The sequence below is a fragment of the Inquilinus sp. CA228 genome, from assembly GCF_052078665.1.
GTDB lineage: Bacteria > Pseudomonadota > Alphaproteobacteria > DSM-16000 > Inquilinaceae > Inquilinus.
Genome location: NZ_JBQJIK010000070.1, coordinates 31,648 through 44,634 on the forward strand (window position 1 = coordinate 31,648; position 12,987 = coordinate 44,634).

Annotated in this window: 12 protein-coding genes; 4 read left to right on the forward strand and 8 right to left on the reverse strand. The window is 70.7% G+C overall.

Features of this window, described 5'->3' with window-relative positions:
* Window positions 1-8: 8 nt before the first annotated feature.
* The 4 genes from ACTOWL_RS28585 to ACTOWL_RS28600 form a co-directional block, all read right to left on the reverse strand.
* Window positions 9-1,460: an aldehyde dehydrogenase gene (locus tag ACTOWL_RS28585; protein WP_441324679.1), complete on the reverse strand. Its 1,452-nt coding sequence runs from the start codon at window positions 1,458-1,460 to the stop codon at window positions 9-11.
* A 41-nt stretch (window positions 1,461-1,501) separates the two neighbouring features.
* Window positions 1,502-2,839, reverse strand: coding sequence for an MFS transporter (locus tag ACTOWL_RS28590; RefSeq protein WP_441324680.1), 1,338 nt, complete (start codon window positions 2,837-2,839; stop codon window positions 1,502-1,504).
* 49 nt (window positions 2,840-2,888) lie between these two features.
* Window positions 2,889-4,736, reverse strand: coding sequence for a feruloyl-CoA synthase (locus ACTOWL_RS28595; RefSeq protein WP_441324681.1), 1,848 nt, complete (start codon window positions 4,734-4,736; stop codon window positions 2,889-2,891).
* A 61-nt stretch (window positions 4,737-4,797) separates the two neighbouring features.
* Window positions 4,798-5,628 (reverse strand): p-hydroxycinnamoyl CoA hydratase/lyase, encoded by an 831-nt coding sequence (locus tag ACTOWL_RS28600; RefSeq protein WP_441324682.1) that lies wholly within the window; start codon window positions 5,626-5,628, stop codon window positions 4,798-4,800.
* Window positions 5,629-5,725: 97 nt separating this feature from the next.
* Between ACTOWL_RS28600 and ACTOWL_RS28605 the strand changes: the two genes are divergently transcribed.
* From ACTOWL_RS28605 to ACTOWL_RS28615, 3 genes are all read left to right on the forward strand, one after another.
* Window positions 5,726-6,208, forward strand: a complete 483-nt coding sequence (locus tag ACTOWL_RS28605; RefSeq protein WP_441324683.1) for a MarR family winged helix-turn-helix transcriptional regulator — start codon at window positions 5,726-5,728, stop codon at window positions 6,206-6,208.
* Window positions 6,209-6,415: 207 nt separating this feature from the next.
* A complete protein-coding gene (locus ACTOWL_RS28610) occupies window positions 6,416-7,123 on the forward strand; it encodes a response regulator (protein ID WP_441324684.1) in 708 nt (235 codons plus the stop codon).
* A gap of 11 nt (window positions 7,124-7,134) precedes the next feature.
* Window positions 7,135-8,469 (forward strand): ATP-binding protein, encoded by a 1,335-nt coding sequence (locus ACTOWL_RS28615; protein WP_441324685.1) that lies wholly within the window; start codon window positions 7,135-7,137, stop codon window positions 8,467-8,469.
* A 3-nt stretch (window positions 8,470-8,472) separates the two neighbouring features.
* On the opposite strand, the gene ACTOWL_RS28620 is transcribed toward ACTOWL_RS28615, so the two are convergent.
* The 4 genes from ACTOWL_RS28620 to ACTOWL_RS28635 form a co-directional block, all read right to left on the reverse strand.
* Window positions 8,473-9,069, reverse strand: a complete 597-nt coding sequence (locus ACTOWL_RS28620; RefSeq protein WP_441324686.1) for a hypothetical protein — start codon at window positions 9,067-9,069, stop codon at window positions 8,473-8,475.
* A gap of 81 nt (window positions 9,070-9,150) precedes the next feature.
* Complete coding sequence (locus ACTOWL_RS28625) at window positions 9,151-9,759, reverse strand: DedA family protein (protein WP_441324687.1); 609 nt, start codon at window positions 9,757-9,759, stop codon at window positions 9,151-9,153.
* Entirely contained in the window at window positions 9,756-10,421 is a 666-nt protein-coding gene (locus tag ACTOWL_RS28630) for a class I SAM-dependent methyltransferase (RefSeq protein WP_441324688.1), read from the reverse strand. The genes ACTOWL_RS28625 and ACTOWL_RS28630 overlap by 4 nt, the downstream gene beginning before the upstream one ends.
* An 84-nt stretch (window positions 10,422-10,505) precedes the next feature.
* Window positions 10,506-11,111 (reverse strand): hypothetical protein, encoded by a 606-nt coding sequence (locus ACTOWL_RS28635; RefSeq protein ID WP_441324689.1) that lies wholly within the window; start codon window positions 11,109-11,111, stop codon window positions 10,506-10,508.
* A 198-nt stretch (window positions 11,112-11,309) separates the two neighbouring features.
* Here ACTOWL_RS28635 and ACTOWL_RS28640 point away from each other — a divergent pair, with 198 nt between their 5' ends.
* Window positions 11,310-12,848, forward strand: a complete 1,539-nt coding sequence (locus tag ACTOWL_RS28640; protein WP_441324690.1) for a class I SAM-dependent methyltransferase — start codon at window positions 11,310-11,312, stop codon at window positions 12,846-12,848.
* Window positions 12,849-12,987 lie beyond the last annotated feature (139 nt).

Sequence of the window (12,987 nt, forward strand, 5' to 3'; positions counted from 1 at the left end):
GGCGGTCGTCAGATCGGGTAATGGCCCGGCCCGCCGGCGATGGTGATCCAGCGCAGATCGGTGAACTCGGCGATCGCGGCCTTGCCGCCGAAGCGGCCATAGCCGCTGGCCTTCACCCCGCCGAACGGCATCTGCGCCTCGTCCTGCACGGTCGGGCCGTTGATGTGACAGATGCCGGATTCGATCCGCCGCGCCACCGCCAGCGCCCGGCCGACATCGCGGCCGAACACGGCGGCGGACAGGCCGTATTCGGTGTCGTTGGCGATGCGCACCGCCTCGTCCACCCCGGCGGCGCGGACGACGCAGACCACCGGGCCGAAGGATTCCTCGCCATAGATCCGCATGGCCGGGGTGACGTGGTCCAGCACCGTCGCCTGCATGATCGTGCCGTCGGCGCGGCCGCCGGCCACCAGCGTCGCGCCCTTGGCGACGGCGTCCGCGACCAGCGCCTCGATCCGCTCCACCGCCTCGCGCCCGACCAGGGAGCCGAGGGCGAAGTCGCCGCGGCGCGGGTCGCCGGCCGGCAGCGCCATCGCCTTCTGCGCCAGCCTGGCGACGAAGGCATCGGCCACCGCCTCGTCGGCGACGATGCGCTCGGTCGACATGCAGATCTGGCCCTGGTTCATGAAGGCGCCGAAGGCCGCGGCCTTCACCGCCTCGTCCAGGTCGGCGTCGTCCAGCACCAGGAACGGCGCCTTGCCGCCCAGCTCCAGCAGCGCCGGCTTCAGGTGCCGCGCTGCGGTCTCGGCAATGACGCGGCCGACCCGGGTCGAGCCGGTGAAGTTGACCCGCCGCACCGCCGGATGGGCGATCAGCGCCGCGACGATGCCGGGGGCGTCGGCCGGGGCGTTGGTGACGACATTGACCACGCCCGGCGCCAGCCCGGCGTCGCGCAGCACCGCGCCGATCAGCCGGTGGGTGGCGGGGCAGATCTCCGACGCCTTCAGGATCACGGTGTTGCCGCAGGCCAGCGGCATGGCGATGGCGCGGACGCCCAGGATCACTGGCGCGTTCCAGGGGGCGATGCCCAGCACCACCCCGGCCGGCTGGCGGATCGCCAGGGCCAGCGCCCCCGGCCGGTCGGACGGGATCACCTCGCCGGCGATCTGGGTGGTCATCGACCCCGCCTCGCGCAGCATGTTGGCGGCGAGATGCACGTTGAATCCGGCCCAGCCCGCGGTGGCGCCCGTCTCCTCCGCCATCGCCGCGACGAACTCTCCGGCTCGCGCCTGCAGCAGCTCGGCGGCGCGCAGCAGCTGGGCCCGGCGCTCGCCCGGCCCCAGCGCCGACCAGGCCGGGAAGGCGGCGGCCGCGGCGTCGGCGGCGGCCTGCGCATCGGCGATGGTCGCGGCCGGGGCGCGGGTCGCGACCTCGCCGCTGATCGGGTTGCGCCGCTCGAACACGGCGGCATCCGAGGCGTCGGGGTTCCGGTCGTCGATCAGCAGCTTGATGTCGAACATCGGATGTCTCGCATGGGTTGCGCGGAGGTCGGGATCAGGCTCTACCGGGACGCCATGGTCTGCAGCAGGGCGCGGTAGGGGCGGGCGGCGATGGCCAGGCAGCCGGCCCCGACCGCCGCCGCCAGGGCGCCGACCAGGCCGAGCGACAGCCCGACCGCGAGCTCGTCGGCGAACAGGAAGTCGGTGCCGGCCGCCACCAGGAACGGCCCAAGTCCGAGGCCGATCAGGTTGATCAGCAGCAGGTAGATCGAGATCACCCTTCCGTGCAGGCGGCCCGGCGTCACCGCCTGCAGCACCACCGGCCCCAGCGCCACCGGCAGGCCCAGGAAGAAGGTGGTGACGGCGACGGCGGCGAGCGCCCAGATCGGGCCCGGGGCCATGGCGACGGCGGCGCTGCTGGCGATCAGCACCAGGGCGCCTGCCAGCGCCAGGGTCAGCGGCGCGTCGCGCCGGCCCTGGGCGACCAGCCGGTCGGCCAGCCAGCCGCTGGCCAGCATGCCGCCGATGCCGCAGGTCAGGATGATGGCGCCGTAGGCCGGGCCGATCTCCCCCGGCGACCAGCCCCAGCGGCGGATGAACACGGCCGGCAGCCAGGCGGTCAGGCCGTAGGTGATCATGGCGATGACGGCGCAGCCGATGAAGATCGGGGCATAGACCCGCAGATGCTGCGCGACATGCGACAGGCTGGGCGCCGGGCTGTCGCCGGCGGCGGCTTTGCGCGCCGGCTCGCGCACCGTCAGCATCAGGGCGAAGACCAGCAGGCCGGGCAGGGCGACGATGACGAAGGCCGCCTGCCAGGGCCGCAGGCTGCCCAGCAGCGGCAGCACCGTCATGGTGTCCTGGCCGGTCGCGGCGATGACCAGCCCGCCGACGATGAAGGCCAGGGCCGAGCCGACATAGACGCCGGAGGAGTAGAGGCTGACCGCGCGGCCGCGGCGTTCCGGCGGGAAATAATCGGCCAGCATGGAATAGGCGGCGGGCGACAGCGCGGCCTCGCCGGCGCCGACGAAGACCCGGGCCAGGAACAGGCCGGCGAAGCTGGTCGCGGCGCCGCCCGCGGCCGTCGCCAGCACCCAGACGAAGACACCGGCCAGGATCAGGTTGCGGCGGTTGCCGTGGTCGGCGATGCGGCCGAGGAAGACGCCGATGCCGGTGTAGAAGATGGCGAAGGCGAAGCCGTGGATGGTGCTGAAGGCGGCGTCGGACAGGCCGAGGTCGCGTTTGATCGGCTGCACCAGCAGCCCCAGGATCTGCCGGTCGATGAACGACACGGTGTAGGCGAACAGCAGCACCAGGGTGATGTACCAGGCATAGGCCAGGCCGGAGCGGACGGCAGGTCCGGCGACGGTCGCGGCGGGCGTGGACGAGAGCAGGGACATGGCGCGGTCCTCGTCGTTGGAAGGCTGGCAGTGAAGCGGGGTGGCGGGTCTAGGGGACGGCCGGGCGGGGCAGGATGATGTCGGGGTGGTTGCCGGCATGCAGCGCGTCGACCAGGGCGGCTCGGCGGGCCAGAACGGCGCGCTGGTTGACCGTCCGCTTGTCGGTCAGCTCGCCGCCGTCGATCGACGGCGGCTCCCGCAGCACCAGGGCGCGGGCGACCCGGCCCGCGCTGCCCTGGCCGCCCCGGTGCAGCCGGTCGACCAGGTCCTGGAACAGGGCGCGCACCGCAGGCGCGGCCAGCACCCGGTCTGCCCCGGCAGCGTCCGGCAGGCCGGCGAGCGGGCGCAGCCGATCGAGGCGCGGGAAGACCAGCAACCCGATCTCGTTCCGGTCGATGCCGGTGACGACCGCATCCTCGACATAGGGGTCGCCTTCGCTGATCACCCGGGCGCGCAGCGGGCCGGCGCTGACGAAGGTGCCGGAGGACAGCTTGAAATCCTCGACCAGCCGGCCGTCGAAGCGCAGCCCCAGCTCCGGCCGCGCCGGGTCGAGCGGCGCCACCGCGTCGCCGGAGCGGTACCAGCCCTCGGCGTCGAAGGCCCGGGCCGTTGCCTCGGGATCGCGCCAGTAGCCGGGCATGACATGCGGGCCGCGGAACCGTGCCTCCGCCTTGTCGCCATCGGGGACCAGCCTGACCTCGCAGCCGGACGCCGGCACACCGACATAGCCGGCCTTGGCGACCGGGCCGGTGGTGAAGGTGCAGGAGGGTGAGCATTCGGTCATGCCCAGCCCGGCCATCATCCGGATGCGCTCGCCGCAATGCCGCTCGGCCACCCGGTCGAGCCGGTCCCAGACCTCCTGCGACAGGCCGGCGCCGGCGAAGAAGAACAGCTTTACCCGCGAGAAGAAGGTGTCGCGCAGCGCCGCATCCGCCTCCAGCGCCGCGGCCAGGTCCTCCCAGCCCTTGGGCACGTTGAAGAACACGGTCGGCGCGATCTCACGCAGGTTGCGCAGGGTCTCGCCGAACTGCGAGGGCGTCGGCCGGCCGTCATCGATGTAAAGGGTGCCGCCATTGTAGAGGGCGATGCCGAGATTGTGGCTGCCGCCGAAGGTGTGGTGCCAGGGCAGCCAGTCGACCAGCACCGGCGGCGCCTCGGCCAGGAACGGGAAGGTCTGCAGCAGCATCTGCTGGTTGCTGCACAGCATGCGCTGGGTGGTGACCACCGCCTTCGGCGCGCCGGTGGAGCCGGAGGTGAACAGGAACTTGGCGATCGTGTCCGGGCCGGTGGCGGCGAAGGCGGCGTCGACCGAGGAGGGCGGCGTCGCCGCCAATGCGGCGAAGGGCGTGAGGGCCCGTCCCGGCAGGTCGCCGGCGGCGGCGATCTCCACATCCGCCGGCACCGCCGCGGCGACTGCACCGGCGAAGGCGGCGGCGTCGGCGACATAGACCAGCCCCGGCGTCAGCGTCGCCATGACATGGCGCAGCTTGGCGTGGTCGCGCGACAGCAGCGAGGTGGCGGGCGAGACCGGGCTATGGGGGATGCCCGCCCACATCGCCCCGAAGGCGAGCTGCAGATGCTCCAGGTCGTTGCCGGACAGGATGGCCAACGGCCGTTCCGCCGACAGGCCGCGGTCCAGCAGGGCCTGGCCGATCGACCGGGCCCGGTCGCGCATCGCGGCATAGGTCAGGCCGGTCCAGGCGCCGCCGGCGCCGCGGCGCGCCGCCAGCAGCCGGTCGGGGTGGCGGTCGGCGCCCTCGGCCAGCCGGTCCATCAGCCGCGGCGGATAGGGCCCCAGCGCCTCCCGGGCGCTGAGGCGCAGCGTGCCGTCCGGCCCGGCGACGGCTTCGGCCGTGGTGCCGCCCAGGGCGACGGGGCGGTAGCGCACCTCCGACATGGGATCCTCCTCTGGTCTTATACACGCGCCCCGCATCTCCGCGCGGTAGCACCAGGCCGGCTCAGCGCCGGTAGCTCTGCAGCCCGGGCTTGATCGTCTTGTCGTCCAGGAACTGCTTCAGCCCCTGCTCGCGGCCGCGCTCGCGGTCGCGATGGTTGGACTGGTCGGTCTTGGCGTAGAGGTAGTCCTCGTTCTGCTCCCAGGTCAGCTCGCGGCAGCGCTTGAAGCCGTGCTTGGCGTGGCGCAGCACCACCGGGTTCTTCTCCAGCAGCTTGCGCGCCAGCTCGACCGTCGCCTGGCGCAGCTCGGCGCGCGGCACGCTGCGGTTGACCAGCCCCATCGCCGCCGCCTCGGCGCCGGTGAAGGTGTCGCCGGTCATGATGTAGTGCAGCGCCTGGCGGTGCCCCATGGTGTCGGCCACCGCCTTGCTGACCAGGTTGCCCGGCGGGATGCCCCAGTTGATCTCGGACAGGCCGAACACCGCCTCGTCGGCGGCGATGGCGAGGTCGCAGGCGACCAGGGGTGAGAAGGCGCCGCCGAAGCACCAGCCATTGACCATGGCGATGGTCGGCTTGCTGTACATCCGCAGCAGCCGCCACTGCCATTGCGAGCAGTCGCGGCGCATCCGCTCCTGCACGATGTCGGACTTGCCGTCGGTCTCGCGGAAATACTCCTTGAGGTCCATGCCGGCCGACCAGGCCTCGCCGGCGCCGGTCAGCACCAGCAACTGGGCGTCGTCGTCGAGCTCGATGGTCTCGAGCACGTCGATCATCTCCCGGTTCAGGGTCGGGCTCATGGCGTTGCGCTTGTCAGGGCGGTTCAGCGTCACCCAGGCGATGCCGTCCGCCACCTCGACCGTCACGCAGGTCCAGCGATCTTGATACCTGGCCATAAGCCCTCCCATGAATCAGCTTTAATGTCAGTTAAACTGATATTTAGTCGCGACGCAAGCGTTATAATCGGCGTCGCGTTGCAACAGCAGGTTCGCCATGGCCCGTCGTCCCGCCGCCGCCCCAGCCGAATCCGTTGCTTCCGGCCGGCATCCGCCCCGGGTGGCCTATCTGATCGGCCGGCTGGATCGCGCCTTGCACCGGCACATCGCCGCGGCGGTCGGGCCGTTCGGGCTGACCGTGCCGGAGTACACGGCGCTGTCGGTGCTGCAGGCGCGCGGCCCGCTGTCGAACGCCCGGCTGGCTGAGCGCAGCTTCATCACCCCGCAATCGATGAATGCGCTGGTCAAGGCGCTGGAGGCAAAGGGGGCGGTGCTGCGCCAGCCGGACCCGTCGCATGGCCGCGTGATCCTGTTCAGCCTGTCGCCGCAGGGCACGGAGCTTCTGGCCCGCTGCGACACTGCCGTCGACAGCCTCGAGGCGACGATGCTGGCACGGCTGGACGACGGACAGCGAGCCGAGCTCAAGAGCAATCTCAGGGACTGCGTGCGGGCGTTGAGCGCGATGTCCGCCGAACTCTGACCTCCATCCTTCCGCTATCCGGCCCGGCCCCGCGAGACATCCGGCAGAAACAAATCGGGTGCTTGGTGCAGCCTCGCTCGACCGAGAGGCGGCCGATGGGGCTCGGGTTCATCAATGTCATTTCCACCAGGCGGTTCGGCCATCACACTCTCGTCCGCCGGCTGCAGACCCGCCGGAGGGCCGGTCAGGAGACCAAGAGGGGCTGGGATGGGCGAGGCGATCAGCATTCTCGTCGTCGACGACGATCCGGGGATTCGCGAGGTGATCGCCGAGAGCCTGGGCGGGCACGGCTTCCAGGTCTTCACCGCGCCGGACGCGCGCGCGATGGAACGCGCCCTCGACGAGCGCCGCATCGACCTGGTCATCCTCGACGTCCTGATGCCGGGGGAGAACGGGATCTCGGCCTGCCGCCGCCTGGCGGAGACCCGTCGGCAGCCCGTGATCATGCTGAGCGCGATGGACCGGCCCTCCGACCGGGTCGCCGGCCTGGACAGCGGCGCCGACTACTATCTCGGCAAGCCCTGCAATCCGCGGGAGCTGCTGGCCGTCGTCCGGGCGACCCTGCGGCGCAGCGCCGCCGGCGACGGCGCCGAGCCCGCGGTGCTGCGCGTCGGCTTCTGCGGCTGGACCGTCGACTTCGCGGCGCATGAGCTGAAGGACCCGGCCGGCGTCCTGGTGCACCTGACCGACGGCGAGTTCGCGGTGCTCCGCGTCTTCGTCGAGCGCCCGCGGCGGATCCTGACCCGCGAACAGCTGCTCGACGCCGCGCGCGGCCCGGATTCCGAGTCCTTCGACCGGGCGGTGGACGTCCAGGTCAGCCGTCTCCGCCGCAAGCTGAGGGCCCTGGACGGCGAGCTGATCCGCACCGTCCGCAACGAGGGGTACATGTTCGTGCCGGCGACGCAGAAGCTGTGAGGAGGACGCCGATGGTCTTCCGCCGCCTCCCCCTGGGCATCCGGGTCTTCGGGCTTCTGGTCGCGAGCCTGCTGGTCGTCCAGATCCTCAACCTGGCGGCCGTGCTGCTGTTCCCGCCGACGCCGGGCCCCGTCTTCACCGTGTCCGACATCAAGGCTGCCCTGGACAAGGTGACGCATATCGACAATCTCCAGGTCTGGACGAAGGGACCTGAGGAGATGCGGCCGCAGAAGAGCCAGCTGCGGGATCTTCGGGACAGCCTCGCGGCGCGGCTGGGGGTTGCGCCCGACGACCTGATCGTGGAGTTCGCCACCTCCCCGTCGCGGACCGGGACGAAGACCGACAAGGGAGTCCTCGACGCCGCCACCTGGCTGCCGGAGGACGCGCCGCAGGACGGGCAGTTCGACCCGGACAGCTTCATCTTCAGCCGCCATTTCAAGATCGGGCGGCGGATGGAGGACGGCAGCTGGCGGGTGGTCAGCCCGGTCGATTCCTTGAAGGCGCTGTGGAAAGACCGGGCGATGATCTGGCTGCTGGGCACGGTGCTGCTGTCGGTCCCCCTGGCCTATCTGCTGGCGTCCTGGATCGCGGCCCCGATCCGCAGGTTCGGCGCGGCGGCGGAGCGGCTGGGCCGCAACCTGCGCGAGCCGCCGCTCCGCCTCGACGGTCCGGCCGAGATCGCGGGGGCGGCGAAGGCCTTCAACGAGATGGCGTCGCGGCTCAACCGGTTCGTGGACGACCGCGTCGCCATGATGGGCGCCGTGGCCCATGATCTGCGGACGCCGCTGACCCGCCTGTCCTTCCGCCTGGACACCGTGGCCGAGGATGTCAGGGCCAAGGCCGAGGACGATATCGGCGAGATGCGGGAGATGCTGGCGGCGCTGCTCTCCTTCGTGCAGACGATGCAGAACGACCGGCCCCGGCAGGAGCTGCGGTCCCTGATCACCAGCATCGCCGACGACCAGGCCGATATGGGCCGCAACGTCGTGGTCGAGGACGGCCCCGAGATCGTGCTGGTCGGCGACCATCTCGGGCTGCGCAGCCTGTTCACCAACCTGATCGACAATGCGGTGGCCTATGGCGGCGGTGCCAGCATCCGGCTGCGGCAGCAGGGCAGGGAGGTGATCGTGGAGGTCGACGATGACGGCCCCGGCCTGCCGCAGGAGGAGCTGGAGCGGGTGTTCGAACCGTTCTACCGGTCCGAGCCCTCCCGCAGCCGCAGCACGGGCGGCATGGGCCTCGGACTGGCCCTGGTACGGTCGGTGGCAATCGCCCATGGCGGGCGCGCCCTGCTCGAGAACAGGGTTGACCGCGGGTTGCGCGCGAGCGTCCATCTCCCGGTGTAGGGCCTATCGGCCATCCAAGAGCCGCAGCCCCTTCATCGCGGTCTTCCGGGTCAGGCGATACAGGGTGAAGGGCACGTCATCCGCGTCGGTGGCGTCGACCTCACAGGCATCGAGACGCAGCCGGTCGAGCAGGTCGCCTTGCACCGGGCAGTGGGGGCCGGAGGTGACCTGGTAGAAGGCGCCCCCCTCCCGGATCTGCCCGAACGCCGCATTCAGCGTCACCAGAGCCTCGCCGACCGGCAGATGCCGCAAGGGCAGGACGGAGACGATCGCGCCGGCCTTCTCCCCGTCGAACGGCGAGGTCGAGGCCAGCGCGACGGCAGGGGACCAAAGGATCCTGGTCTCGGGATATCTCTGCCGGAACGCGGCCGAGAGCTCGGATCCGTGCTCCACCAGGGCGACCTTCGCCGGCGGGATGCCGTTGCGGATGAGGGTATGGGCGAAGCTGACGGCGCTCGCCCCGAGAGCGATGATTGGGGCGTCCGCCGCCGTGATCTGCCGGGCCAGCAGGTCGGCCAGGGCCCAGTCCGACCGGACGGCCGGCCCGATCGGATGCGCATTGGACAGCCATCTCCGCAGCAGCTCGGGTGTTTCGGCCATGCGAGGTCAACTCCGGTTCGTTCGATCAGCCTGTTTGCTCGCGCGGATCTGTTTCCGGCAGATTTCCGCCCGCGCCCTTGGTCAGGATTTCGCGGCCACCCGGTGGCGCGCGATCAGGAGGGCGGAGCCTTCGAGCACCAGGAGGGTCAGCAGCAGCGCCACCCCGGCCTCCGATGCGGTCCAGCCGTACCGGTGCAGGACGTGGCCGGCGACGGCGAGCGGGACGATCCAGCACAGGGCACCGATGCCCGTCGCGGCCAGGAAGGGCAGCAGCGGCAGGCGCAGCACGCCCGCCGGGAGCGCCTGGAAGATCCGCACCGTCGGCACCAGCTGGCCCAGGACGGTGATGGCGAAGGGCCGCCGCCGATAGGCTTCGGCCATGCGGTCGTAGAGCTGCGGCCGCAGCAGCACCCATCGGCCGTGGCGTTTGACCAGGCGCCGGACGCGGACGGGGCCGATCAGGGCTCCGGACAGATACCAGCCCAGGCCCCCGCCGACCGAGCCGAGCGTCGCGGCGGCGCAGCGCAGCAGCAGGTCGGGGACGGTCGCCGCCCCCATGCCGATGGCGGGAAACAGGAGGTAGGAGGGGAGGACCGGGATGGCCTTCTCGGCCAACGCCGCCAGGAACACCTGGGGGAGACCGACCCCTCCCAGCACCCGGTCGACCAGGCCGTCCGCGGCCGGGATCATCGGCGCACCCTGGCAGGGCGCCGGTCCGTCAGGCGGTAGGTCCAGACCCTGGCGGGCCAGAGATTGCGCCAGACCATGGCCGAGCCATGCGCCCGCAGGCCGGGGCGCGGCGCCGGGACGGGGGATCGGACGAAATAGGTGAACTGGATGAACGGGGCGCCCGGCGTGGCCTGGCGCAGGCAGTCGAGCACCAGCCTCAGGCGATCGCCGGGCGGACGCACCAGCAGCGGCAGCCCCGCCACCACCGCCGCGGCCGGGATCCCCAGGTCCCGCATCACGGCCGGCGCCGTGTAGGCATCGGTGCGCAGGATCAGGGCGCGGGGCCAGCGCTCGCGCAGCAGCTCGCAGAACACCGGGTCGGCCTCGATCAGCACCAGCCGCGATGGGTCGACGCCGCGTTCGACGAGGGCCGCGGTGACGACCCCGGTTCCCGGCCCCAGCTCGATCACCGGGCCCGGCACGGACGGATCGACCCGCGCGGCCATGGCCCGCGCCAGCCCGGCGCTGCTGGGCTTGATGGCGCCGGCGCGCAGCGGATTGTCCAGCCACGCCCGGAAGAACAGGGCGGCATCGGAGGGGCGGTGGAGGGGATCTCCAGGCTCCCAGGCCTGCGGCGACGCCGCGGCATGGTCGATCCGATGGTCGCTGGGGCCGGCTTGCATCTGCAGTCTCCCGATGAATGAGACCGCCAGATGCGCCCCTGATTGTTTCCGGTGGATTTCGACATTCGGCCGGAGCGCGATCGCTCAGTCGGTCCGCTCCGTCTTGCCGAAAGGACCATGGGGAATGCGCAGCCACTTCGAACGGCCGGCCCAGGCGAGCCTGTCCAGCTGGGCCGGCGTCAGCGTCGTGCGCAACGCCGCGATGGCAGCCGTCAGCCGCTCGGCCGCCTGGCCGCGCCGGGCGAACTCCTCGGCCAGCTTCTGTTCGCGGTCGAACGGGTCCTTCGGCCCGGGGGGACTGAAGAGGGATTGCTCGTGCAGGCCCTCGAGCTTGCGCCGGGGCGCCAGCAGATCCTGCAGCGCGGCGGTGTAGTCGCGCCAGGAATCCAGCTGCTCGACCCTGATCCCGACATAGACCTCGATCCGCGCCAGATCCGATGCCAGCTCGACCTCCGATGTCGTTCCGCCGCCTTTCGCGTCCGTCTCGTCATGGCCTCGGGCCTGGGGTTCCCACACGGCGCCGGCCCCATCGATCCAATCGTCGGGGGAGCGCCGGCGGTCGTCCTCCCGCGTCAGGATGACCGCCGGCGCGTTCGGGCTGGCCGCGAGGCGGGGAGGGGAGGCCAGCGCCAGGGGTGCCGCCGCGACCGGCAGGGCCGCGAGCACCAGATATTTGAGCATAGTCCGCATCGCGTGTTTCTCCTGAGATCCGAAGATCCCAGCAATACAGGCCGTAGTTTTCCGCGATGTTTCTTCGGCAGAGAGCCGCGAACGCAAGTTGTGGAAGAGAGTCTCGGACACACCGGGGAAACAACCGACTCCTATCAGGCAACGTCCCGCAATCGGCGCGGCGTTCTTGATCTTCAGCGATGATTTGGAGCTTGATGGATGAGCTGGTCGTACGGCTACGTCACCGACCTTGGGTATACGCATGGCTATTATCGAGAGCTCAGCCCCTCGATCCTGCGCTTCGCCTGCCTGTGCGGGAATGTCGAGCCGCAGCTGAGCGACCGCCCGGCCTATCTGGAGCTGGGCTTCGGGCAGGGCTTGCCCATCGCCATCCACGCCGCGGCCACCGATGGCAGCTTCTGGGGAACCGACTTCAACCCGGAGCATGCGGTCCATGCGCGTGAGCTGGCCGCGGCCTCCGGCGCCGACATCCGCCTGTTCGACCAGTCCTTCGAGGAGCTTTCGGCGCGCACCGACCTGCCGGATTTCGACATCATCGCCCTGCACGGCATCTGGAGCTGGATCTCGGAGGACAATCGCAACCGGGTGGCCGAGATCATCCGGCGGCGGCTCCGGCCCGGCGGCATCGTCTATATCAGCTACAACTGCCTGCCGGGCTGGGCGCCCGCGATCCCGATCCGCCAGCTGCTGACCATGTATGGCGACTATGGCGGCATGCCGCTGGCCGGCGCGCGGTCGACGATCGAGGGCGCCCTGGCGTTCTCGGCCAGCCTGATCAAGACCAAGCCGGTCTATTTCCACGAGAACCCCTCCGCCATCCATCACTTCGAGCGGATGGCGACGAGCAGCCGCAACTACATCGCCCATGAATACCTGAACGCGGATTGGCACATTCCCAGCTTCGCCGAGATGGTCCGCAGCCTGGATGAGGCGAAGGTGACCTTCGTCGGCTCGGCCCGGCTGCTCAGCAGGATCGACGGCCTGCATCTGACGGAGGATGGGCGGAAGCTGCTGATGACCATCGAGCATCCGATCTTCCGGGAAACGGTTCGCGACTATCTGGTGAACCAGCGCTTCCGCTGCGACGTGTTCGTCAAGGGCCCCAGGCCGATGTCCGCGGCGAGGCAGCGCGAGGCATGGCACGCGCAGCGCTTCGTCCTCACCGCGTGCCGCGAGGACGTCCCGAAGAAGGTCGCCAGCGCCCGGGGCGAGGTGGAGCTGCCGCCGAGGATCTACGCCCCGGTGATCGAGGCGCTGGCCGAGAACAGCTATGCGCCGAAGGGCATCGACGATCTCATGAAGAACCCCGCGCTGCGCGGACTGAAGGTCAACGAGATCGTCGAGGCGCTGGTCGTCCTGGTCGGCGCCGGCTTCGCCGCACCGGCCCAGCAGGTCACCGAAGACATTGCCCAAAGGTGCCGGGCCTTCAACCAGTATGTGCGGCGGCGCGCTTTGATGAACACCGATCTCAACCACATGGCGTCTCCGGTCACCGGCGGGGGAATCGCCGTGCCGCACATCCAGCAGATGTTCATGCTGGCCCTGGAGCAGGGCCGGAGCGGCGCCAGCGAGCTCGCCGGCTTCATGTGGGAGTTTCTCGACGGCGTCGGCGAGCGGCTGATCCGGGACGGCAAGCGTGTGGAATCGAAGGAGGAGCATCTCAAGGAGTTCACACCCGCGGCGCAGGCGTTCCTCGACAGGGGACACGCGCTGCTTCGCGCGCTCCAGATCGGGTAGGGAAGCAGGGCTGCTAGGTTCTGTGGACGGATTTGACCAAGATGAAGGCAGCGGTGAGAGCAACGAAGGAGGCGAAGTTTCGTTTGGTCTTCTCGCAGCGTAGGGCGATGCGCTTGAAGCGCTTGAACTTGCCGACGGC

Coding starts and splice junctions, on each gene's coding strand:
- ACTOWL_RS28615 (WP_441324685.1), top strand. CDS start 7,135: ATGGTCTTCCGCCGCCTCCCCCTGGGCATCCGGGTCTTCGGGCTTCTG.
- ACTOWL_RS28590 (WP_441324680.1), bottom strand. CDS start 2,839: ATGTCCCTGCTCTCGTCCACGCCCGCCGCGACCGTCGCCGGACCTGCC.
- ACTOWL_RS28640 (WP_441324690.1), top strand. CDS start 11,310: ATGAGCTGGTCGTACGGCTACGTCACCGACCTTGGGTATACGCATGGC.
- ACTOWL_RS28625 (WP_441324687.1), bottom strand. CDS start 9,759: ATGATCCCGGCCGCGGACGGCCTGGTCGACCGGGTGCTGGGAGGGGTC.
- ACTOWL_RS28600 (WP_441324682.1), bottom strand. CDS start 5,628: ATGGCCAGGTATCAAGATCGCTGGACCTGCGTGACGGTCGAGGTGGCG.
- ACTOWL_RS28585 (WP_441324679.1), bottom strand. CDS start 1,460: ATGTTCGACATCAAGCTGCTGATCGACGACCGGAACCCCGACGCCTCG.
- ACTOWL_RS28605 (WP_441324683.1), top strand. CDS start 5,726: ATGGCCCGTCGTCCCGCCGCCGCCCCAGCCGAATCCGTTGCTTCCGGC.
- ACTOWL_RS28610 (WP_441324684.1), top strand. CDS start 6,416: ATGGGCGAGGCGATCAGCATTCTCGTCGTCGACGACGATCCGGGGATT.
- ACTOWL_RS28620 (WP_441324686.1), bottom strand. CDS start 9,069: ATGGCCGAAACACCCGAGCTGCTGCGGAGATGGCTGTCCAATGCGCAT.
- ACTOWL_RS28595 (WP_441324681.1), bottom strand. CDS start 4,736: ATGTCGGAGGTGCGCTACCGCCCCGTCGCCCTGGGCGGCACCACGGCC.
- ACTOWL_RS28635 (WP_441324689.1), bottom strand. CDS start 11,111: ATGCGGACTATGCTCAAATATCTGGTGCTCGCGGCCCTGCCGGTCGCG.
- ACTOWL_RS28630 (WP_441324688.1), bottom strand. CDS start 10,421: ATGCAAGCCGGCCCCAGCGACCATCGGATCGACCATGCCGCGGCGTCG.